General features: G+C 61.8%; 18 protein-coding genes and 1 pseudogene. 14 read left to right on the top strand and 5 right to left on the bottom strand.

Going from position 1 to position 23114, the window contains the following annotated elements:
- Positions 1-44 precede the first annotated feature (44 nt).
- The 6 genes and pseudogenes from LOY69_RS17940 to LOY69_RS17915 all read left to right on the top strand — a co-directional run bounded on the left by LOY69_RS17940 (position 45) and on the right by LOY69_RS17915 (position 8350).
- On the top strand, positions 45-3092 hold the full coding sequence (locus tag LOY69_RS17940) for a type VI secretion system Vgr family protein (protein WP_265073342.1): 3048 nt from the start codon (positions 45-47) through the stop codon (positions 3090-3092).
- Between the two features lie 3 nt (positions 3093-3095).
- The gene (locus tag LOY69_RS17935; protein ID WP_265073341.1) at positions 3096-3590 is read left to right on the top strand and encodes a hypothetical protein; all 495 of its coding nucleotides are present in this window, start codon (positions 3096-3098) and stop codon (positions 3588-3590) included.
- A 218-nt stretch (positions 3591-3808) separates the two neighbouring features.
- Positions 3809-4240 (top strand): hypothetical protein, encoded by a 432-nt coding sequence (locus tag LOY69_RS17930; protein WP_265073340.1) that lies wholly within the window; start codon positions 3809-3811, stop codon positions 4238-4240.
- A 71-nt stretch (positions 4241-4311) separates the two neighbouring features.
- A pseudogene (locus LOY69_RS17925) lies at positions 4312-6485 on the top strand (DUF3274 domain-containing protein).
- Positions 6485-8071 (top strand): DUF2875 family protein, encoded by a 1587-nt coding sequence (locus LOY69_RS17920; protein WP_320110040.1) that lies wholly within the window; start codon positions 6485-6487, stop codon positions 8069-8071. Before LOY69_RS17925 ends, LOY69_RS17920 begins: the two are co-directional and overlap by 1 nt.
- An 18-nt stretch (positions 8072-8089) precedes the next feature.
- Complete coding sequence (locus tag LOY69_RS17915; RefSeq protein ID WP_265073339.1) at positions 8090-8350, top strand: PAAR domain-containing protein; 261 nt, start codon at positions 8090-8092, stop codon at positions 8348-8350.
- Positions 8351-8475: 125 nt separating this feature from the next.
- On the opposite strand, the gene LOY69_RS17910 is transcribed toward LOY69_RS17915, so the two are convergent.
- Positions 8476-9078: a DUF4265 domain-containing protein gene (locus LOY69_RS17910; RefSeq protein ID WP_265073338.1), complete on the bottom strand. Its 603-nt coding sequence runs from the start codon at positions 9076-9078 to the stop codon at positions 8476-8478.
- A 216-nt stretch (positions 9079-9294) separates the two neighbouring features.
- Here LOY69_RS17910 and LOY69_RS17905 point away from each other — a divergent pair, with 216 nt between their 5' ends.
- From LOY69_RS17905 to LOY69_RS17880, 6 genes are read left to right on the top strand one after another with little or no spacing between them, the layout of a single operon-like run.
- The gene (locus LOY69_RS17905) at positions 9295-10368 is read left to right on the top strand and encodes a glycosyltransferase (RefSeq protein ID WP_265073337.1); all 1074 of its coding nucleotides are present in this window, start codon (positions 9295-9297) and stop codon (positions 10366-10368) included.
- 53 nt (positions 10369-10421) lie between these two features.
- Positions 10422-11444, top strand: coding sequence for a hypothetical protein (locus LOY69_RS17900; protein WP_170004638.1), 1023 nt, complete (start codon positions 10422-10424; stop codon positions 11442-11444).
- The gene (locus LOY69_RS17895; protein ID WP_265073336.1) at positions 11441-12175 is read left to right on the top strand and encodes a diiron oxygenase; all 735 of its coding nucleotides are present in this window, start codon (positions 11441-11443) and stop codon (positions 12173-12175) included. Before LOY69_RS17900 ends, LOY69_RS17895 begins: the two co-directional genes overlap by 4 nt.
- A complete protein-coding gene (locus LOY69_RS17890; protein ID WP_265073335.1) occupies positions 12172-13266 on the top strand; it encodes a hypothetical protein in 1095 nt (364 codons plus the stop codon). Before LOY69_RS17895 ends, LOY69_RS17890 begins: the two co-directional genes overlap by 4 nt.
- Before the next feature lie 51 nt (positions 13267-13317).
- Positions 13318-13941 (top strand): phosphatase PAP2 family protein, encoded by a 624-nt coding sequence (locus LOY69_RS17885; RefSeq protein ID WP_213665427.1) that lies wholly within the window; start codon positions 13318-13320, stop codon positions 13939-13941.
- Entirely contained in the window at positions 13928-14893 is a 966-nt protein-coding gene (locus LOY69_RS17880) for a fatty acid desaturase family protein (RefSeq protein WP_265073334.1), read from the top strand. The genes LOY69_RS17885 and LOY69_RS17880 overlap by 14 nt, the downstream gene beginning before the upstream one ends.
- Here the strand turns inward: LOY69_RS17880 and LOY69_RS17875 are convergent.
- From LOY69_RS17875 to LOY69_RS17860, 4 genes are all read right to left on the bottom strand, one after another.
- Positions 14863-16485 (bottom strand): EAL domain-containing protein, encoded by a 1623-nt coding sequence (locus tag LOY69_RS17875; protein WP_110596520.1) that lies wholly within the window; start codon positions 16483-16485, stop codon positions 14863-14865. The genes LOY69_RS17880 and LOY69_RS17875 overlap by 31 nt on opposite strands.
- Before the next feature lie 176 nt (positions 16486-16661).
- Complete coding sequence (locus LOY69_RS17870; protein ID WP_265073333.1) at positions 16662-18401, bottom strand: dipeptidase; 1740 nt, start codon at positions 18399-18401, stop codon at positions 16662-16664.
- A 211-nt stretch (positions 18402-18612) separates the two neighbouring features.
- A complete protein-coding gene (locus LOY69_RS17865; protein ID WP_102863073.1) occupies positions 18613-19857 on the bottom strand; it encodes a saccharopine dehydrogenase family protein in 1245 nt (414 codons plus the stop codon).
- A gap of 29 nt (positions 19858-19886) precedes the next feature.
- The gene (locus tag LOY69_RS17860; protein WP_102863074.1) at positions 19887-20984 is read right to left on the bottom strand and encodes a carboxynorspermidine decarboxylase; all 1098 of its coding nucleotides are present in this window, start codon (positions 20982-20984) and stop codon (positions 19887-19889) included.
- Positions 20985-21336: 352 nt separating this feature from the next.
- Here LOY69_RS17860 and LOY69_RS17855 point away from each other — a divergent pair, with 352 nt between their 5' ends.
- Positions 21337-22662, top strand: coding sequence for a flavin-containing monooxygenase (locus LOY69_RS17855; protein ID WP_265073332.1), 1326 nt, complete (start codon positions 21337-21339; stop codon positions 22660-22662).
- Positions 22662-23072, top strand: coding sequence for a RidA family protein (locus LOY69_RS17850; RefSeq protein WP_011061806.1), 411 nt, complete (start codon positions 22662-22664; stop codon positions 23070-23072). The genes LOY69_RS17855 and LOY69_RS17850 overlap by 1 nt, the downstream gene beginning before the upstream one ends.
- The last annotated feature ends 42 nt before the right edge of the window (positions 23073-23114 follow it).

The following is a 23114-nucleotide window of genomic DNA, read 5'->3' as shown; positions in this document are numbered from 1 at the left end:
TCGGGCTCGGAAGGCCAATGGTTCTCTAAGTGGAGATGTGTGTCATGCGCCAAAGGGATTTGCAGTTCACGTTTTCCGTGCTGACCGCACAGGTGGCGTTCGAGGTCGTCGAGTTCACCCTGGAAGAAGCCTTGTCCGAGCCTTTTCGCCTGACGCTCGAACTGGCCAGCGACAACGGTGCCATCGATTTTGGCCAGATCCTCGACCAGCCGGCCTTGCTGACGATCTGGCAGGGCGGCCTGCAGGTGCGGCATGTCCACGGCTTGGTCAGCAGCTTCACCCAGGGTAAAACCGGGTTTCGCCGCACCCGTTACCGCCTGCTGGTGGAGCCGCAACTGGCACGCCTTGCCCTGAGCTCCGACTGGCGTATTTTTCAGCAGAAAACGGTGCCCGAGATCCTCAAGTCGGTGTTGGACGAGCACGGCGTTCTTGATTACCAGCCCTACATCCACACCCCGCATGCGCCGCGTGAATACTGCGTCCAGGCCGGTGATACCGACCTCTATCTGTTCGACCGCCTGTCCACCGAGGAAGGCCTGTTCTATTTCTTCAAACACGATGCCAACGCCCACACCCTGGTCCAGGGTGACAAGTTGTACGTCCAGGAGCGCATCCAGGGCGGGCCGGTGCTGTACTCCACCCAACCGGCCGGGGATGCCCCGCAACCGGTGCTGTACGCCTTCAGCTACACGGAAAACGTGCGTACCGCCGAGCAGACGCAGCGTGACTACAGCTTCAAGCGCCCGGCCTTCGACCAGCAGCAGCGACAGCTCGGCGATGACCTTGAGCATCAGGCCCAGCGCTATGAGCGCTACGATTACCCAGGCCGCTACAAGAGCAGCGCCGTCGGCCAACCCTTCACCCAAAACCGCCTGTTGGGCCATCGTCGCGATGCCCGGGTGGCGACGGTGGAAGGGGATGATCCGCGGTTGATTCCTGGGTTTTCCTTCCAACTGACCGGGCACCCACGGGGTGACTTCAACCGCTGGTGGCGCTCGGTGCGCATCATCCACAAAGGGATACAGCACGCCAGCCAGCAAGAGGAGGCTGCCGGTGCCGAGATGGGCGTGAGTTACGACTTCAGCGCCCAGATCATTGCCGAGGACTGCGAATGGCGCCCGAGACCACTGCCCAAGCCGGTCATTGACGGCCCGCAGATAGCCACAGTGGTAGGCCCGGAAGGCGAGGAAATCCACACTGACGAATATGGCCGGGTGAAAATTCAGTTCCCCTGGGACCGCGAGGGCAAGCACAACGGCTTCAGCTCCTGCTGGGTCCGGGTCTCACAGAACTGGGCGGGGGCGCAGTGGGGCCATATGGCAATCCCGCGCATTGGCCAGGAAGTCATAGTCGACTACCTGGATGGCGACTGTGACCAGCCGATCATCACCGGACGCACCTACCGGGCCAGCCACATGCCGCCCTACCGCCTGCCGGATCACAAGACGCTCAACACCCTCAAGAGCAAGGAACACAAGGGCAGCCGGGCCAACGAACTGCGCATCGATGACACCACCCAGCAGATCAGTGCGGCCTTGATGAGCGACCACGGCAGCAGCGCCTTGCACCTGGGGTACCTGACCCATCCCCGGCCTGAAGGGGGCGCACCCCGTGGCGAAGGCTTTGAACTGCGCACCGACGAGCACGGCGCCTTGCGCGCGGCCAAAGGGCTGCTGCTCAGCACCGAAGCGCAACTGCAGGCCAATGCCGGGCAACTGCAGCGTGGCGCCGCCATCCAGGTGCTGGAAGCCGCGCTGCAACTGGCCAAGGGGCTGGGCGACTATGCCGAAGACCATCAAGGCGTCGGGCACGACACCGAGCCACAGAAAACCCTCAGCGAAGCGGTGCGCGACCTGGGGCATGGCGCCAACGACGAGTCGCAGCAGAGCAACGGCGGCAACCCGGCCATTGCCCTGAGTGGCCAGGCGGGCATCGCCGCGGTATCGCCCAAGAGCGTCACCCTGGCGGCGGGCGAGCATATCGACAGCGTCGCCCAGCAGAATCAGCAGCTCACCTCGGGACAGAAATTCGTGGTCAATGCCGGTAGCGACCTGGGCCTGTTCGCCCAGAGCGGCGAGATGCGCCACATCACCCACCAGGGGCCGATGCTGCTGCAGGCGCAACAGAACAGCATTCGCCTGGAGGCGGATCAGAGTGTGGAGGTCAGCGCGGGCCAGCAGCACGTGCTGGTGTCTGCCAAGGAGCACATCACCCTGATGTGCGGCGGGGCCTACCTGACGCTCAAGGGCGGCAATATCGAGCTGGGCATGCCGGGGAATTTTACGGTCAAGGCGGCCAAGCACAGCCTCGTGGGCGGGGCCAGTCTTGCGGCGCAGTTGCCGAACTTCAACGTGGGCGATACCCAGCGGCGCTTCATGCTCAAACAGATCGATGGTCAGTCGGCCATGCCCAACGTGCCCTACACGATCACCCTGGCCAATGGCGAAATCGTCGAAGGCGTGACCGATGCGCAAGGCGCAACGCAGCTGCTGCAGAAAGATGCCATGAGTATTGCCAAGGTGAGCATGAAGCGTTCGAGCAAGCCGCTGGTTACGGCCGCTGCAGCAGTGGGAGCGGTCGCTCTCGTGGCAAAGGTTTTCTCCGAACCGGATAGTGAAAAAGGGCGGGCCCTGACGGAGGGAGAAATCACTCTGGCGAAACGTGTGTTTGGCGACTCTATCGATTACGACAAGGTGCGCTTGCGTGATGAGGACTATGTGCCGTGGCAGGGGGCAACTTATGCCATTTCACCCAATGGGCATATTTACTTTGGAGAAAGCTTGCGTGGCGTTTCCGACTGGAGCCTTGAGGAGCCGGAATCACAGGGATTCTTCATTCACGAAATGACTCATGTCTGGCAACACCAACACGGAGTGAACGTACTGTTAGTGGGTGCCTATCAACAGGTAAAACAATTTTTGGTAAGCAATCAATACGCTTACCACCTAGAGCCAGGAAAAACTCTCAAAGACTTCAATATCGAGCAGCAAGGCGACATCGTCCGCGACTACTTTATGGCAATGATTAAAGGGACAGCTGAGCCGATAGCCAAATTTGCATCCACATTAAAAAACTTTCCGGCAGGGTACTAAGTCATGAAAAAACAATTATCTCTTTTACTCATGACAACGGTCCTGATTACAACGCCTGTCCATGCCATTTCCAAAATGCCGCCAGCAACCCCTGTATTGATCAAGGATAACCAGCCTGTTGTTGATCTTCGGCCCTTGCTGGCTGGAACCAACAATGTAGAGATTACACATGTGTTTCTCTGTCGCCTTACTGCGCTGCGCTGCGCTGAAACGATATGGGACATTGATCTTCCTGCTGGCTGGCAGCAGCCGGAAATCACTTTGCTTGGCGACTATTCGGGAGCCATCGTAAGAGTGCTCAGAAAGGAGGCTTTACAACCAGGAGGCAGTTACAACCTTTTTATTAACTTTAACGAGCGGAGCCGACGGCATCAGCAGACCGTTGACAACACGGTTACCGAGTTTTGTCTGGAAAGAAAAACGGGCGCCTTGCAAGTCCTATCCCGGAAAGATTGCCGAGCCCGAAGAATCGCCGAACAACAAGGAACGCGCCAATGAACGGTGTGGCTATCAGGGCAAGCGCTCAAGAAGTTCAACAACGAGCAGCAAGGCGACATGTGCGTGACTACTACCAGGGCCCGGATTTGGGATACATCGAGGCACAGGCGCAGTTTCATCGAGTGCTGGACAATTTTTCGCTTGGGTACTGAATCATGAGGTACTCGATACGGGCTGCGTTGTGTGTTGCGTTGTTCATGCCATCAGTAGCAGAGGCCGTGTCCAAGCGTCCTCCGGATATTCCCGTGATGATGGAACTCGGGCGCCCAGTGGCAGACCTTGGACTTTTGTTGGCCAACACCAAAAATCTAGAAATCACTCATGTATTTCTCTGCCGTCGGACCGCCAGCAAGTGTTACGAAACGCTATGGGACATTGATCTTCCTGATGGGTGGATTCAATCCCGAATAGTGTTGTTAGGGGACTACCCAGGTGCGGTTGTCAGAACGATGAACCCCGAAGCGTTGCAGCCGGGAGGCAGTTACAACCTTGGTATTTACTTCAATGAGCGCAGTCGCTGGCACAAACAGACGGTCTCTAGCACCTTCTTGGAGTTTTGCGTGATAGAAGACGACGGCGTGTGGCAAATCCAGGATCCGACGCTCTGCCTGGCTCGAAGAAATGCCGAAGAGCGTAAGTCTCGCCGCTGATATTGATTGGATGTAACCCCGTGGCGAGGCCTGGAAGCTCGCTATCGATGCCATCAAGGAGGAACTGCACGATGAACGACGCGCTTCGCACCAGGACCATTTGCACCGGCCAGGCAATCACTATGCCGGGCGGTGGCGACGTACACCTGATCGCGCCGCCGCCCAAGCCCTGCGTGACCATCGTGGTGCATGGCGTCAACGACCTTGCCGGCTGCTACGAGCGCATCGAGCGCGGCCTGTGCGAGGGGCTCAACGAGCGCCTGGACATGTCGCCGACCCTGCCCAATGGCGTGAGCAATCCGGGCTTTCTGCGTCCGGCCGGCTACAGCTTGCCCGAGGACGATGAGGGCAAGGCCAGCAACCCCGACGCGGTGTACTACCGACGCAAGTTCGCCGCGGCGTCCAACGGCACCGACGCCCGCAGCGTGGTCATTCCGTTCTACTGGGGCTTTCGCGAGGAAGAGCGGCACATCATCAAGGATGCGCCCCACGGCGAGTGGATGGATCGCAACAGAAACCGCCTGGACAAGGCGGGCACCCTGGAGGGTGGGCACTTCGTCAATGCCACCACCAACCTGCCGGACATGTGGGGCAAGGGTTTCAACGGCAAGCTGTTTGGTTTCATTTCCCTGGATCTGTTTGCCGGAGAGCTGACTCACCCATTGTTCTCCGCGCCTGGACGCCGCTATATGGTGCTGGCGGCGATGCGTCTGGCGATGCTGATCAGGATCATCCGCAAGCGCTACCCCAACGACACGGTGAATGTGGTGGGCCACAGCCAAGGCACGCTCATCACGTTATTGGCCCATGCCTTTCTCAATGAAGACAAGGTGCGGCCGGCCGACGGCGTGGTGATGATCAACTCGCCCTACAGCCTGCGCGAACCCAACATGGAGAAGCTTCAGGGCTTCGGCGCGCAGCAGACGGCCGAGGCCCGCCTGGCGACCCTTGACGCGATCCTGAAGTTCATTGCCGCAGCGCCCAATCCGTACCCGGCCTTGACGAGTATTGCCCTCAAGAACTGCCAGGGTTATGGCGCTATTGGCGGGCCTGGCTGGAGCGGTGGCAGCGCCTGCGAAACCACGATTGACGCCAAGCGCATTGCCTTCAACGAGCGCGATAACCGAGGCAGTGTCTACCTGTATTTCACCCCGCAGGACCAGACCGTTGGCCTGGCCAACGTCCAGGGAATCGGCTGGCAGGGCGTTGACGAGCAGCTGTATGGCAAGCCCCTGCGCCGGACCTTACCGCTGAGTTTCCACCAGCGAATCTTTACCCTGCGCAAGCGCGGTGGCGAAAAGGAACTGATCGGTTTGCACACGCCGCCCCATGCCTACCCATTGCTGCTTCAGGGGGAGGACACCTGGGAAGACACCGGTCTGCCTTGCCTGCAGCAGATGTCCGTGGCCCGCGCCTCCCTTGAGCAAGGGAAGTCGGTGATGCTGACCGCACCGTTATTGCCAGTGCCCGTTGAAACCAACTTTGACGCCGATGGCACAGTGGTCATGCCGGGAGCGGACTCCAACAGCGGTGTCTATCAGATCAAGGACAAACTGGCGCCCATCGACGCCGCGATTGCGATCAGCAATAAAGCCTGGACCCCGAAAGCACCCGGCACACCCGGCTGGAGGCGATCGACGAGGCCGTCGCCTTCAAGCACGGACGCGACATTGGCAGCGTTCAAAAGGCCCTCAACGAAGGCAAGGAGATATCTGAAACCACCCACGTGTTTGCCGCCCGAGCGACCGATGACGGCAAGGTGCTGGTGACGCGTTCGGAAACTCCCTACGAGGCACGCATGCGCTTGCAAAGTGGCGGCAAGGACAAGGAGCACGAAGAGGCGCTGTCTTTCCACTCGGCCATTCCAAACAACCCTGAACATAGCCGGCGAGTGCTGGCGTATGACGTGGCGATAGGGGCGGGGGAGAGCGTGGATGATGTGACGTTTTATGCGTATTTGTGTCGGGTGGCGGATTGGCGGTTGGATTGGAGGAGCAAGCGGGCCAAAGGAAGGGCACAGGCTGATTCAGATTTAGATAATGATCTTCCAGACGAAGCTGTACAGACCTTCCTTCGAGCGGAGACCGATAAAGACCGCGATCTGATCGTCTCTACAGTGACGTACCGCACAACTGGCACGCTACCAACCACGGTCGTGAACGACATGCCCTCTTTGGTGTTCTCGCAGACCTTGGCGGAGCGAAAAGCTGGCAAGCCTATTCGCCAGGGAGGCGAAGTAATCTGATGCGCTCGATATTTACCAGTTTGAGCATTGCCTGCCTGCTGCTGGTCAGTTTTTCAACGTTGGCCGCGCAATCTCCATTAACGCTGACCCGCTGTTTTGCCAACCCAGCGACGCCCGTGCCTGCCTACCCTCTAACCAAGAAGACCGCTGATATGTCTGCTGATACTCGCTACCAAGCACCGACTACCTCACCTCGTCTAGAAACCCTGGATGTGCTCAGCATCGGCATAAGCCTGGATGTATTTCGTCAAGGGCAGACCTGGCAGGCTTTGCAAGAGCAGAGTGCGAAGCAAACGGAGTCACTGCACGTAGGCAGTATCTTGCCCATGGATCCAAATAAGTACCCAGTCACTGCTGACGACAAAGACACGGCCTCTGAAAAACGTGAAGCCGATGCACTTGAGTTAGGGCTCAGGGACTTTCTGGAGAAATGGCCGATTCCTACCGTCACTGTGGTTCGAGGTTGGGACTCAAAAGCCCCCAAACTACGCTTTACGCCCGAAGAAACTCAAGAGAGTTTATCTGTGATGGTCAACGACATGCGAACCCCTGCTGGACTACATTGGCATCGTATTCGTAACTTACAGGACGGCATTGTCTGCAACGACACCCCCGAGGGCGTCATGGAGTCCCTGTTCCAACTATTCGAACAGCACCCAGACCTCCCGGCGCTGCTGGTGTACGTCAATGAAGGCTTCAACATGGCGTTGTCATTGACAACGAAAGGCAATAAGCCAATAGGACTTGGAACCGGCCCTCGTCAACCTGGGGAGCTCACCGACTCAATGGTCGCCCTAGTCGTCGGTCGCCCCGAACGTGTCGAGTGGCTGCGCTATTACGCTCCCTTCACCAAGGTCAACAAGAACAAGATCGACCCCGAATTCACCGGTTGGGGCTGGCGTAAACCTGCTTTCGAATTCCAACCTTCGGAATTCATCCCGCAACCTTGGACCGAGCGCGCTTTTGAACAGTGGGACGCCTTGCCAGTACTGGCCCGGATTCATCGCCCGGTCACGGTTTCCCTGCAGCGCCCGGATAACGGCGAGCGCCTCAAGCGCGAAGCCTTGACCGCTCAACTGGCCGCTGGCTGGAGCAAAGCCACTGATGCCGTTACACCAGCAGCCCGGGTGTTCTACGACGGCGGCCTGAACAGCACGCCACTGGCCGAATTGCTTCCTGCGCTGACGGCTGCTCGCAGCTCTCTGGACCTGCTCGACTCCCGCGAGGGCTACGACCTGACCCAGCGCCTGGGCGATACCGGCGCCGCCTCGCCGTTCGTGGGGATCGCTTTGGCCACTATGGCCAGTTATTTGAACGCCGATACCAGCGTGGTCGTGCCCATGCGCCGTCAAGATCAGGCGACGATTATTGCCATCACCTCGCCGACACCGGGAAAAAAACCGGCTAATCAGTATTTTGGTGTGAGGTTGATGCCGCAGACCGCCAGTAGTGACGACGGCGCCCCGGTAAACCCTGCACCAGTTGCTCCTGCCGCATCGCGGAGGCCGGTTGTGGAAGAGGACTACACGCTGGAAGAGTTTCTGGCCGAGCTGAGGCCCAAGGACAATTGGATGGATGACCTTTAAGGTCGCTAAGGAGTGGACATGGACATTATTCGACTTGGGGACAGTACCAGTCATGGCGGTTCTGTCATTGAGGCATTCAGCCAGACCGACTTGAACGGTAAACCCATGGCGGGTGTCGGGCACAAGGTTGCGTGCCCGTTGTGCAAAGGGGTGTTTCCTATTGCAGAAGGCAGTGCCCTGTTGGATGTCGGTGGTATTGCAGTGGCCCTTGACGGTATGAAGACCGCGTGTGGCGCCAGCCTGATCGCGAGCGGTCCCAAAGCAAGCGCGGCGTGTTAGCCGGGTAACGGCGTCGAAGTGTTCAAGAGCGCAGGGGGGCTGGCGCTGATCGATGAGCCACGGTCACGGCTTCTCAGGCCGGGCCATAGAGTGCCGTGGCGCTTGCCTTCTGCTGAGCTGACCGCTCAATGGGTCATGCGTGGTAACGATGCCAGGGATGAGCATTGCGATTGTCGTGCGAAGTCGATCCCGTGATGCTGCAGGCAGGCGTCTTCATAGGCAATCTGGTCATCGTCAGCGATCGAGCAAAGGTAGGCGTCTATAGGTTCGAAGCGGCACTCTGGCGCTATATCAACCGAGAAGAGCGACAGGCTATGACTCACTGAACACTGGGCACCCAACTGTTGCAGTGTCTTGATGATGTTGGCTTTGTCCTGTGCATTTTCAGCGAAGACTCTGAGGGTGGAGTGGCCTCCTTGTTGAATAACGACGGTAGCGATCAGCTCGTTGTTTTCCTGTCGCGTATCAATCAGGTCGCCTTTGCTGAGTCCATAAATGTAATAGGGCGTGTTGTCGACGATGTAGGTCGTTTCGCCTTGTTTGATGCCCCAAAGGGATTCGGCAGCGACGGGTGGGTAACCGTCATCGTCCTGTTTCAGGAGGATGGTGATCTTGTGAAAGACTTCGGGGTGATGCTGTTTCATGCCCATGGACTCCGCCCGCTCGAACGTGTCCGAGAGTAGTGATAGCTGATTCGTGCCGAAGAATACCTTATCCAATCGCTCCATCAGGACAGATTCCAGCGGCTATGTGGGGGGCACTTCAATGGTGCTCCTGAAGAATCCGGGGCCTCGAATCGCAGCGGGGGCAAGCGACTGCGTTGGCCATCACACGGGGCGCACTTGGCGTTTGAATAATCTCGGGAATAATGCTGTGATTGCGCCCGTCGCGCCCCCGGGTGGCCGCGCTTTTTTCAGAGATTCAGTGAAATGGATAGCCAAGCAATGACAACCAGGACGTCGCAGCTGCCTCCCGGCAGCGATAGGCGCGAGCGCCTGGTGGGTATCGCAGCCCATACCGCGCTGGTGTTGGAGACCAACAACCTGCGTGGCGGCAAGGATGCACAGGAGGCCTTGAACAGCCTCAAGCGGCTGATCGCACGCCTTGCCCTGCAGAGCCTGCCACCCCAGAGCTTGGCCCAGTGGGTCATCACCCACGATGGCCTCGATCCTGTGGCGCGCCAGGCCCTGTGTGCACTGGCCGGACGAGAGCTGGACTTCGTCGAGATCGATACCCTCACCGGTTACTACGATGCCAAGAATGTCGGTTTCGACGCGGTCGACCAGGGGCGCTGCCAGTACGTGGTCTTTGCTGATGCCGATTGCATTCCCTGTAGCCATTGGCTGGAGCAGTTGCTCGTGCCTTTCGCCGAGGACGACGCGCCATTGGCGGTTGCCGGGCGTACCAGTTATGCGCCCAGCGTCGCCGGCAGTGCCCTGACCGCCATCGACTTCATGTACTTCCCCAGCCCCTTGCGCCGCGGCGCCACGCGTAATTTCTACGCCAACAACGTGGCCTTTCGCTGTGACACCTTCGAGCAATATCGCTATGAGCCGCTCGATGGCATCTATCGCGCCCATTGCCAGGTCATGGGCCTGCGCTTGCAAGCGGCGGGCGTGGCGGTGGTCTATGCGCCAGGCGCCCATACCGAGCATCGACTGCCCGACAGCCAGGGCGAAGTGCTCAAGCTGCGCTGGCTCAGGGGCGGTGACAGCGTCGGCCTGACCCCCTATCTGGTCCGTGCCTATATGCCGGGCTGGCTGCAATGGCTTGGGCGCAGTGGTCCGATCGGCCCTCTGTGCGTGATGCTCGGGCGCCTCGGCTACAGCCTGCGGGCCCTCAACCATCAGGACTTGCCGCCCTTGCGCGGGCTCCGACGTCTTGGGGCGATGCTGGTGGTCATCGGCATGTCGTTGCTCGACACCGCCGGCGCTGTGGTGCGTGGCATGGGCATCAGTGTCGGGCGCCGCAGCGCCGCTCACAGTGAAGCCTTGTCGTATCACCGCAACCTGGATTGACCCCCGTCGCGCCGTATCGTCGCACGCAGGCTGCGTGCCCACAGGACTTCCCCATGAAAACACCTTCGCTCGCTTCATTCGGCTACTCCCTGGCCTGCCTGGCATTGCTGGCTTTGAGCGGCCAGGCCAATGCCGCGCCTTCCGAGTTCAGTGGTCGCGGGGTGTTTCACTTCGCCTCGGACAGTGGCTGCGCGACCGTCACCCGCAGCACCGACCGCGACTGCAACCGGATTGCCCTGGATGTGGCAGATGCCCAGGCCAGCGTCGACCCGCAAACCCACGCCATCGTGATTGGCGCTGACGACCACCATGACAGCAAGACGGTGATCGGCGACGTGCTGCTGCACGGCAGTGGCATCGCCGCCGATGGCCAGCGCGTGCCGCTGAGCCTGCAGGTGCTGTTGCGGCGCTCGGGCACGAAGTGGAAGTCCGACACCTATGTGCACTCGCCCGTGCGCGGCAAGTTCCGCGACATCGTCCTCGACCCCTATCAGATCAGCGTCCGTGAAGGCGCCGGCGAGCGTGTGCTGTTCACCGCCGAGCAGGCGCGCAAGGTCCTGGCACAGCCGTCAATCGCCGCACGAGTGGCCAGCTACTTCGTGGTCGTGCGTCCCAGCGATGCTCAGAACCCGGCGGCCGACGACATCACCATCGGCCTGGGTGTCGGACGACTGTCCAAGTCGGTGATGCGTGCCAGCTTCACCGCGGCGCAACCGGGCACTGGCGAACTGGATGCGTTGCTGGCAACGGGCACCTGGAACCTTAACCTGCAGGCCCTGAGCGGCCAGATTCCGTTGTGGGTGGTTCAGCGCCAATTGTTCGTGTTCGGCCTCGAAGACAGTCCTCTGCTCAAGGAGGTACGCCAACGCGGCCTGAACAAGCGCGACGTCCTCGAGTTGGGGGCGGTCAACGGCAAGGGCTACCTGCGTTACAACGGCCATGAACAACCCTTTGCCAATGCCGGGGCGTCCGGAACGGCCTTTATGCGTGACAGCTTTATCGGCCTGATCCTGGCCTGGCATCGCAGCCAGCAGGTAGCCACGGTATCCGCCACTGCCCCGCAGCCTGCGCAATGAGTGGGGGTGAAGCAGTCGCCACCGAGGCGGACTTCAGCTGCCTGAGCATGCCTCAGGCCCAGGGCCTGGGGGCGGTGCAGGCGCGCCTGGTGGATCGCATCAAGCGCGCTGCGCTGCGACGCCTGCACCGTAGCCCCCACGGGGAGCGCTTGTTGTTGCGCATGTACCTGGCCGGCGAAGACGCCACCGAGCGCACGCTGCTGGAAGACTTGCTCCCCCAGTCGCCGCCCTGGCTTGAGCGTCAGGTACAACAGCACCTGGCCGATGAGCGTCGCCATGTGACGCTGTTTGCCGACGCTTTGCGCGGCCTGGGCGACGACGGCTCGGTGCGCCTGGAACCGGACTGGCTCAGCCGGCGCAAGATCCGCCGCTGGCAGCGCCTGGCCCATCGCTATGCGGCACATTTCGAGCATGGCCTGCTGGTGCCGGCCTACGCCACCGGGCTCTGTGCCGAGCAGATGGCCCAGCGGGTATTGAGCCGCCACTGTGCGGTGATCGGCACCGGGCATGAGCTGTATCCGTTGCTGTCGCGGGTCCTGACCGACGAGAAGGCCCACGTGCGCTTGTGCGAGAACACCTTGCGCCGCATCGTCGCGCCCCATGAGTTTGTACACCTGGACCTGTTGCTCAAGGACATTCGCGCAGTGGATGTCAGTTTCGGCGTGACCGGTGCCCTGGCCATGTACGTCGCCGGTTGGGTCCTGGGCGGTGTGGGCAGCGCGGCCCGATGAGTAAACGGATTCTTTATCTGGCGACCGCCGATGCCCGTGGCCACCTGATGCGTGCGCAGTTGCTGGTGCATGCCCTGCGCGAGGCGGGGGCCCAGGTCGAGGTGCTGACGACCTCGGAGCAGGGGCAGCACTTTCTGCAACGCTTCGGCATCGAGGCCGAGCTGCTGTCCACGCACTATGCGGTGCAGTTCGACAGCGAGCAGAACATGCTGCGCCAAGCCACCAATCGCAATGTCGCCCATTACCTGTTTCGTCCCGGGCGGATGCTGCGGGACATTCTGCGTCTGGGGCGCAGGTTGCGCAGTGTGGATCTGGTGATCAACGACTCCTTCCATCCGGCGCTGCTGTACATGGGCATGCTGCCGGGATGGCGACGCAAGGTCGTGCACGTGTACGGCGCGAGCCTCAAGGTGGCACTGCTGAACAATTTCGCGGGCATGTGGCCGCGGCAGTTCGGGCGGTTGTTCGGTTGGATTGTCGACCGCCAGATCAACGCGGCGCGAGCCCGCATCGAGCATGATTTCGCCTATGAAGTGGACGACGCCCAGGCGCCGTTGCTGTATCGCCTGCCGACTCCGGTGGCCCTGGCGGCGGTGATGCCGGAACCTGCGGCCCCCGGGGCTGCGGTGTACCTCAATCCGCATTTCAGCGAGCCCAGCCTGGCCGATGCCTTGGGTGCGGGCCTGGAGGACGCCGGCCTGGACGCGCATCGGGTGGGCGAGGGCTATGCCGGGCGCCATGGCTGGCTCGGGGTCGACCCGCACTGGGCCAGCCGCGCCGCCCAGGCCCGGCTGATAGTGTCAGCGCCGGGCATGGCGGCACTGTCCATCGCTCGGGTCTATCAGCGGCCGATCATCCTGGTGCTCAGCGATCAGCCCGAGCAGACCAGCAATGCGGCGCGTGCCGCCCAGCTACAGCTGCTGCATCGGGTGGTGACCTGGCGCGGCGATGCCGCGGATTTTCGCCGCCAGGTGGCTGCAGCGGCGCAGCAATTGACCGCAGCGGCGGGGGCCGAGTCGACAGCGGCTGCCGGTCGGGCGCGGGCCCAGGGGCGGATCGACGCCTGGGTCAGCCGCCTGCTCAGCCTGTGAACACGCCGCTGTGGGCCGTGATCCACTCTTGCATCCACTAAGCGAGCAGCCATGAGCAATCCCTTGCCCAGCCCGACCCCGAGAGCCAGCTATCGACAGACGCTGGTTGCGCTGCTGGGCCTGTTGCTGGGCCTGAGCATTTTCATCGGCGTGCAGCGACTGATCACGCCGCGCTACACCTGGGTCACGCCGCTGGATGAATGGATTCCTTTCATTGCCCAGTCCTGGTGGCTGTACGTGCTGTTCTTTCCCTTCGTGCTGCTGGCGGCGACCTACGCCAGTGCCGAAGCGTTCAGGATGTTCAAGAACGCCACGGGGATGGCTTTCGCCATTGCCCTCCTGTGTTTCTGGCTGTTCCCCGAACACTTGCCCAGGCCCGATCTTGGCAACCTCGACAATGCCTTTTTGCATCAGCGCCTGAGCCGCATGTGGCAGCTGGACCTGGCGTCCAACGGCTGTCCCAGCCTGCATGTGGCGGTAACGTGCCTGGCCTGCCGTGCGCTCTGGTCCCACCCTGGCAAATGGCTGATCGGCATCACCGGCCTGTTGATCTGCCTGTCGACCCTGACCCTCAAGCAACACACGTTGCTGGATGTCGCAGGCGGCCTCCTGCTGGCCCTGGCCTGCGCCCTGGCCACCCAACGACAAGGAACCCATGCCCGTGTCCCAGCCTAATGCCCGCGCCGGCGACAATCAGGCGCTCAAGGCCTTTGTCCCGGCCGCCGAGCTGTTTGTCCTCAAGCCCTGGATCGGGATGCTGGCGCTGCTGGCCGACTGGCTGCTGATCGCTGCCGCGTTGGTCTGTGCCGCACGCTGGCCGCACCCGGTCACCTACCTGTTGGCGGCGCTGATCATTGCCCGCAGCCAGTTGGCCCTGGCGGTGATCATGCATGAGAGTGCCCACGGCCTGCTCCTGCGCCGGCAGGCACTCAATGATGGCGTGGGTCAGCTGTTGGCGGCTGGCCCGCTGTTTCTTTCCATGGCCACCTACCGCGCCGGCCACCTGAAGCACCACCGGCAGCCGATGCTGCATGACGACCCGGTGATGGCGGTGTTTGGCATGGGGGACTACCCGCTGCCTCGGGGCAAGCTGGCCAGGCGCTTGCTGGCGGACCTGTTTGGGGTGGGCTACTTCATCAGTGCCTGCAAATTTGCCCGGGGTGATTACCGCACCATCATGCCCAAGGTCGACAAGTCTGCGAGGCAGGTGTCCTGGGAGACCTGTTCAATGCTGCTGGCCAACGGCGTGCTGTTCGGCTTGCTGAGTGCGTTCGGGCACCCCTGGCTCTACCTGGGTTTGTGGTTGTTGCCGGCCATCACTTTGCTGCCCTTGATGGGCCGGGTCCGGGCGCTGATGGAGCACGCCGGCTTGCCCGCTCATGCTGACCAGAGCCAGAACGCCCGCAGCATCGTGCGTCCGAACGGGCAGACCTTCTTCTTCGGCCCCCATGGGATTCACTACCACATCGAGCATCACCTCTATGTACGCGTGCCGTTCTACCATTTGCGCCGCCTGCATGAACAACTGGCAGCGCGGCAGTTGCTGCCTGCGGCGAATCTCTATGGCGGCTACATCGGGGTACTGCGGGATGTCAGCTACCCGGCGTTGAAGCCGCCGGCGGCCTGACTCTCTGCGACGTCCCCGGTCCCATCCCCCGGATGCTGATCGATGAACTCCCGCAGTTGCTGAATGCTCATCGGGCGGCCGAACAGCCAGCCTTGGGCATACTGCACGCCATGTTTGCGCAAAATGTCGCGCTGGAGCGGATTTTCGACGCCCTCGGCAATCATCTGCAGGCCCAGGGAGCGGGCCAGTTCGATGATGTGCATCGTCACCAGGCTGGTGGGGGCGTCGGTGCCCAGGGTGTCGACAAACATCTTGTCGATCTTCAGGTAGTCCAACTCATAGGTGGCCAGGTACGACAGGCTGGAATGACCGGTGCCGAAGTCGTCGATGGCCACCTGGAAACCGTTGGCCCTGACCGCCAGTAGTACGGCGCGGGACTTGTCGGGGTCCATCAGGCCGCGCTCGGTGATTTCCACCATCAGGCTGCGCGGTCCCATGCCGGCTTCTTCGGAGAGTTTCTTCAAGCGCTGTTCGGCGTCCTGAGTCTTCAGATCCTCGCTGGAAAGGTTGATGGCGATGTGCAGGCGTTCATCGGCGCGCAGCAGTTCCGCGGCATCGCGCACCACGATTTCCATGACCCGGGCGGTGATGCGCTGGATCAGTCCGTTGGCTTCGGCCATGGGGATGAAGACACTGGGGCTGATCAGCTTGCCGCCCTGGGTGCGCCAGCGCGCCAGGGCCTCGGCACCGACGCAGCGGCCATTGTGCAAGTCGATGATGGGCTGGTACTCGATGAAAAACTCGTCGCGTTCCAAGGCCGCTTGCAACTCCCCCTTCAGGGACAGGCGGCGCCGGGCCAGATAGGCGACCAGAGCGGCCAACAGCAGGCCCAGCACCAGTCCCAAAGGCGCGATGATCAGCGCGAGGCGCCGTACCCGCTCGGCCACCACCGATGAGGATTGGGCGGCCAATGCCGCGGTTTCGCTGTTGGACGCCGGCACAATGACGACGAAGTAGCCGTCATCTTCGAATTCCAGCGCTTTGCCATCGCCGCTGTAGCGCTGTACCCATTGCTCCTTCACCACGCCGCGCTGGCCGATGATGCTGCGCAGCCGGGTTTGCAGGAAGGCGCTGGACACCGATGACTGCTGATTCAGCAGGTCCAGGGCAAAGTCGGGGTGAATGATGGCGGCGTAGTTGTCCCGGGCCACCACGGCAAACACCTGATCCGGCAGACCGGGCAGTTGTACTTTGTTCCAGAAGCGCAGGCCGCTGGGGTCCGGGCCCGAAAAAGCGCCCAACGCCAGGGGTTCGGTTTGGGCTTGCAGGGTGTTGCACAGCAGCGTCGAGCCGGCCATGCCGGCCATGCCCACGATGTGGCGATAGCCCAGTACCAGTCTGTGCATGTCTTGGAGCTGTTGGCTGGAACAGAAGGCTTGAGGAGGTTGCTGGTTGAGCTGGCTGATGGCGGCATTGATCTGCGCGCGCTGCAGGCGGGCACGCTCCAGAACGTCGTTGGCCACCTCGTGCAACGAGGACATGACCGCTTCACGGCCCTGGCTTTGGGCCAGGTAGAGGGACAGCGACAGGGGCGCAAGCAGCGCCAGTAGGCCGACGGTGCAGGCCAGCAGGAGGACACCCAGCTTGTTCATTGAACTCTCCGTGACCCACTGACGGCCTCGCAAACGCTTGGCTGGGCCTTGATGACGTTCGGAAAAATGGACAGGAAAATGCCGAATGGCTTATGGGAGGGGAGTATAGAAGGCGCTGGGCAATCAATCGGAACAAGGTCATCGGACCCGCCATTGCAGCGGGTCCGACAGGTGTGTCAAAGCTTGGGCAGTTGCCCGATACGCCCGACCATCTCGGTGACGATCTGCAAGTCCAGGAGGAACTGGTCCACGGTCTTGAACTCGTTGTCGGTGTGGCCGGTGTACTTGACTTCGGGCCGCGCCAGGCCGAATTGCACGCCGTTGGGCAGTTCATGCACCGAGGTGGCACCGGCGGAGGTGCCGAACTGGTGTTGCATGCCCAGGTTCTCGCTGGCCACCGCCAGCAAGGCCTTGACCCATTCGCCTTCGGGGTTGCGGTACATCGGTGCGGCGATGGAGGTGTCGAGCGTCACCGCCACCTGGGTCTTCTTGCTCCAGGCCGCCAGCTTGTCGGTGATTTCAGCCTTCAGCACGTCCGGGGTCTTGCCCTTGGGCACTCGCAGGTTGACCGCCAGCTTGAAGGCTTTGTCATCCACGCCGACGAAGGTCGGGGAGGTGGTCAGCGGGCCCATGAAGGCGTCGGCGAAACCGATGCCCAGCTTGTTCCCCAGGTAGTCCAGGCCCCAGTTGTCGGCGGCGTAGCGGGCACCGTCGGTGAACGCGTTGTGCTTGAGAGCGATCTTGCCGTCGAGGCTGTTGATGAAGTCCAGCATCCGCGCCACCGGGTTGACCCCGGACTCGGGTTCGGAGGAGTGGGCGGACACGCCGGTGACGGTCAACTGCACATCCTTGTCCACCACCTTGGCGGTGACCTGGAAGTTGCCGCCGTTGGCCTTGGCATAGGCGGCACCGGCTTGCTGCAGGCTGGCCACCAGTTCGGCGGGGGTGTCGGTCTTGAAGGTGGCCACCGAGGTGGAAGGAATCTGGTTGGTGGCCAGGCCACCGGTCAGCCCGGTCATTTCCGCGCCCTTGCCTTCGGCGGCACGCCGGGCAAAGGTCGCCATCACCGTGCCGTAGCCTTTCTCGGCGATCACCACCGGGTAGCCGCCATCCAGCGCCAGGTTGTAGTTGGGCGTCGGGTTGCGTTCGAAGTAGTAGGGGATGGCGTCGCCGCTGGTTTCCTCGGTGGTGTCCACCAGCAGTTTGAAGTTGCGCGCCAGGGGCAGCTTCTCTTCCTTGATGATCTTCATGGCGTAGAGCGCGACCACGATGCCGTTCTTGTCGTCCTCGGTGCCGCGGCCGTACATGCGGTCGCCGATCAGGGTGACCTTGAACGGGTCGAGGCGGGTGCCGTCTTCCAGCACCCAGTTTTCCGGGGTCACCGGCACCACGTCGGCGTGGGCGTGGATGCCGACCACTTCGTCGCCGGTGCCGTCCAGGGAGATCTCGTAGACCCGGTTGTCGATGTTGCGAAAGTTCAGGTTGAAGGCCTTGGCCAGGCCCTGGATCTTCTCGGCGATCTTGAGAAACTCGGGGTTCTTGTACTGCGGCACACCGTCGATGTTGAAGGTGGGAATGGCCACCAGTTCACGCAGGGTCTCGGTGGCGGCCTTGCCGTACTTCACCCGGGCGTAGAGGCCCAGCAGGCGATGGATTTCGTTCTGCTGTTCGGCGGACAGGCTCTTGTTGTCGAGAAAGGCGCTGATGGCCGGGCCCAGGTTGGCGTCCTTGCCCGCTTCGCTCTTGGCCAGGCTGCCGAGGAACTGACGGAAGTCGCTGACCGAGTGGTCACTGAAGGACTTGAGGATGGCCGCGCTCTGTTGCGGGGTGATATTGGCCTGGGCGGCGTTGGAAAACGCGGACAGGCTGGCGAGCATCAGGGTGGCCGCAGCCAGGTGCTTGAGAGAAAAATCCATTGTTGAGGGCATTCCTTTGCAGGTGATGAGTGGGAAGTGTCTGATGTTTCAGACAGAAACGTTCCCAAGCTAACACTACGAAGGAGGGCGGCGGGAGTCCCGGATGTGGGATCTGTCGCACAGAAATGCAAAAGCGGCGCACAAACGAAAGATGTTGCAGGGCGGGGAACAGCGGGCGCCTGGGTCGGCGCCCGCTGTGGGTGGGGCAGGATCAGATGGCGGCGTCCCAAGGACGGTCGCCATGCTCGTCCTTGATGCGGGTCGGCAGGCCCATCACGTCCAGCGCCTTGAGGAACGGCTTGGCCGCCAGCTCCTCAACGTTGACCATGCGTTGCACGTCCCACTCGCCACGGGCGACCAGCAGGGCGGCAGCCACTGGCGGTACACCGGCGGTGTAGGAAATGCCCTGGCTGTCAGTCTCGGCGTAGGCTTCTTCGTGGTCAGCCACGTTGTAGATGAAGACTTCGCGCGGCTGGCCATCCTTGGTGCCCTTGACCAGGTCACCGATGCAGGTCTTGCCGGTGTAGCCCGGGGCCAGGGAGGCCGGATCAGGCAGCACGGCCTTGACCACTTTGAGCGGCACCACTTCCAGGCCTTCGGCGGTCTTGACCGGTTGCTCGGAGAGCAGGCCGAGGTTGCGCAGCACGGTAAACACGTTGATGTAGTGCTCGCCGAAGCTCATCCAGAAGCGCACGTTGGGCACGTCGAGGTTTTTCGACAGCGAGTGCACTTCGTCGTGGCCGGTCAGGTACAGGTTCTGCGAGCCGACCACGGGCAGGTCGTCGGTACGCTTGACTTCGAACATGGTGTTGCTGGTCCACTGGCTGTCCTGCCAGCTCCACACCTGTCCGGTGAATTCGCGGAAGTTGATTTCCGGGTCGAAATTGGTGGCGAAGTATTTGCCGTGGGAACCGGCATTGACGTCGAGAATGTCGATGGAATCAATGCGGTCGAAATGTTCTTGCTTGGCCAGGGCGGCATAGGCGTTGACCACGCCCGGATCGAAGCCCACGCCGAGAATGGCGGTGACTTTCTTCTCCTGGCATTCCTCGAGGTGCTTCCACTCGTAGTTGCCGTACCAGGGTGGGGTCTCGCAGATCTTGCCCGGCTCTTCGTGGATCGCGGTGTCCAGGTAGGCCACACCGGTATCGATGCAGGCACGCAGCACCGACATGTTGAGGAACGCGGAGCCGACGTTGATGACGATCTGCGATTCGGTTTCGCGGATCAGCGCCTTGGTCGCTTCGATGTCCAGCGCGTTGAGGGCGAAGGCTTTTATTTCAGCGGGCTGTTTGAGGCTGCCCTTGGCCTTGACGCTGTCGATGATGGCCTGGCATTTGGAGATGTTGCGCGACGCGATAGCAATACGACCGAGTTCGTCGTTGTGCTGCGCGCACTTGTGGGCCACCACCTTGGCGACACCTCCTGCACCAATGATAAGAACATTCTTCTTCAATTTATTTACTTCTCCTCGTGTCTGTCCGCTCAGGAAAGGCTGGACAGGTAGTCTTCGAAACCAAACTCGCGCACCACGTCGATGCTGCCATCGAGTTGTTTCACGACAATGGACGGCATTTTCAGACCGTTGAACCAGTTTTTCTTGACCATGGTGTAACCCGCAGCGTCGATGAACGACAGTCGATCGCCGATGGCCAGCGGACGATCAAATTGGTATTCGCCGAAGATGTCCCCGGCCAGGCAGGATTTGCCACACACCATGTAGGTATGTTCACCCGTGCTTGGTGACAGCTTGGCGTTCAAGCGATAAATCAGCAGGTCGAGCATGTGGGCTTCGATGGAACTGTCCACCACCGCCAGGTGCTTGCCGTTGTACAGGGTGTCGAGCACGGTCACTTCCAGGGACGCGCTCTGGGTGATGGCGGCTTCGCCCGGCTCCAGGTAGACCTGCACGCCGTACTTCTCGGAGAAAGCCTTGAGGCGCGCGCAGAAGGCGTCCAGGGCGTAGTCCTCGCCGGTGAAGTGAATGCCGCCGCCGAGGCTGACCCATTCGACCTTGTGCAGCAGGTGGCCGAAGCGCTCTTCGATGGTGGTCAACATCTGGTCGAACAGGCCGAAGTCGCCGTTCTCGCAGTTGTTGTGGAACATGAAGCCGGAGATCTGTTCGATCACGCCTTCGATCTTCGCCGGGTCCCACTCGCCCAGGCGGCTGAACGGGCGCGCCGGGTCGGCCAGCAGGTAGTCCGAGCTGCTCACCTGGGGGTTGACCCGCAGGCCGCGGACCTTGCCGCTGGAGGCATCGGCAAAGCGCTGCAGCTGGCTGATGGAGTTGAAGATGATCTTGTCGCAGTTGGCGAGCATGTCCTCGATCTCATCGTCGGCCCAGGCCACGCTGTAGGCATGGGTTTCGCCTGCGAACTTCTGCCGGCCGAGCTTGAGCTCGTACAGCGACGAGGAGGTGGTGCCGTCCATGTACTGCTGCATCAGGTCGAACACCGACCAGGTGGCGAAGCACTTGAGGGCCAGCAGGGCCTTGGCGCCGGACTGCTCGCGCACGTAGGCGATCTTCTGCATGTTGCTCAAAAGCTTCTGCTTGTCGATGAGGTAGTACGGCGTCTTGATCATTTCAGGGTCTCCGGCAGGGCCAGCCAAAAAGGTAGGCATTGTGCCCTCAGTGCCTGCAGATCGAAAGCACGGAAATGCATTTTCGCCGGGTAATCATCTGAACGGCCAAACTGATCAGTCTGATGGCCGCGGGTTAACGCCCGGACGTCCCCGATCACAGTCCGGCCTCGTGCAACCCTGGGCCGCAGGCCCTCGTGCTGCCTCGTTTTTTCTTATCCAGGGAGCACATTTTTAGTCATTTTCCTTCGCCGACGTCTGTCGCACCATCTGCTGCATCCGACTCACACCCGGGTTCTGAACCAGGTGTCCAGCGCTTGCGCTGACGCCCTTCGTCTTGCAGAAGGACACACACATGACCGTAGAACAAATACAAGTGGATACCTTGGTGGTCGGCGCGGGCCAGGCCGGCGTGGCCATGAGCGAACACCTGAGCAAGCTCGGGGTGCCCCATCTGGTGCTGGAGCGCAGCCGCATCGCCGAGGCCTGGCGCACCGGACGCTGGGACTCGCTGGTGGCCAACGGGCCGGCCTGGCATGACCGCTTTCCCGGCCTGGAATTCGATACCCCTGCCGATGCCTTCCCGGCCAAGGATCAGGTGGCGGACTACTTCGAGGCCTATGCCCGCCAGTTCAATGCGCCGATCCGCACCGGTGTGGAAGTGCGCAAGGTGCAGCGCAATGTCGGACGCCCCGGCTTCACCGTCGAGACCTCCGAGGGGGTGATCCAGGCCCAGCGCGTGGTGGCCGCCACCGGACCTTTCCAGCGCCCGGTGATTCCGCCGATTGCGCCCAAGGATGCACGGGTTGAGCAGATCCATTCCGCCGCCTACCGCAATCCGCAGCAACTGCCGGCGGGTGCGGTGCTGGTGGTGGGGGCGGGTTCCTCCGGCGTGCAGATCGCCGATGAGCTGCAGCGAGCGGGGCGCCAGGTCTACCTGTCGGTGGGCGCCCATGACCGTCCGCCGCGGGCCTACCGTGGCCGGGACTTCTGCTGGTGGCTCGGGGTGCTGGGGGAGTGGGATGCGGAGATTGCCAAACCGGGCCGGGAGCACGTGACCATTGCTGTCAGTGGTGCCCGCGGCGGCCAGACCATCGACTTCCGCGCCCTGGCCCATCAAGGCATCACCCTGGTGGGGCTGACCCAGGCCTTCGACGGTGAACGCGTGACCTTCCGGGCTGACCTGGTGGACAACCTGGCCCGAGGCGACGAGAACTACCTGGCGCTGCTGGACGCGGCCGATGCCTATATCGCCCGCAACGGCCTCGACCTGCCGCCGGAGCCCGAGGCTCGGCAGCGTGTCCCTGATCCGCAGTGCGTGAAGCAGCCGATCCTGCAGCTGGACCTGCTGGAGGCGGGGATCACCTCGATCATCTGGGCCACCGGCTATGCCGTGGACTTTTCCTGGCTGCAGGTGGACACCTTCAGCGAACAGGGCAAGCCCCTGCACCAGCGCGGTGTGTCCCGCGAGCCCGGGGTCTATTTCCTCGGCCTGCCCTGGCTGTCGCGTCGGGGTTCCTCCTTTATCTGGGGCGTCTGGCACGACGCCAAGCACGTCGCCGATCACATCGCGACCCAGCGCAAATACCTGGCCTACAGCCAAGCCCGGCAGTCCTCGACGCAGACTTCAGCGCAACCAGAGACACCGATCCACAACCTCGACAGCGTGGGAGCCCACTGATGCCTACTCATACCCGTATTCGCATGTTCAACACCAAGGACACCTATCCCAACCAGTCCCTGGACAATGACCTGTGCCAGGCGGTGCGTGCCGGCAACACGGTGTATGTGCGCGGTCAGGTCGGCACTGATTTCGACGGTCGGCTGGTGGGCCTCGGCGACCCGCGAGCCCAGGCCGAACAGGCGATGAAAAACGTCAAGCAACTGCTGGAAGAAGCCGGCAGCGACCTGTCCCATATCGTCAAGACCACCACCTACCTCACCGACCCGCGTTACCGCGAGCCGGTCTATCAGGAGGTGGGCAAGTGGCTCAAGGGCGTATTCCCGATTTCCACTGGCCTGGTGGTCTCGGCCCTCGGCCAGCCGCAGTGGCTCATGGAAATCGACGTGATCGCGGTCATTCCCGAGTGACCCCTGTGCGGTTGTTTCCAGCGGCGCCGAGTCGAGCGTCCA

The organism is Pseudomonas sp. B21-059 (assembly GCF_026016285.1).
GTDB lineage: Bacteria > Pseudomonadota > Gammaproteobacteria > Pseudomonadales > Pseudomonadaceae > Aquipseudomonas > Aquipseudomonas danubii.
This window is presented reverse-complemented; position numbering and strand designations above follow the sequence as displayed.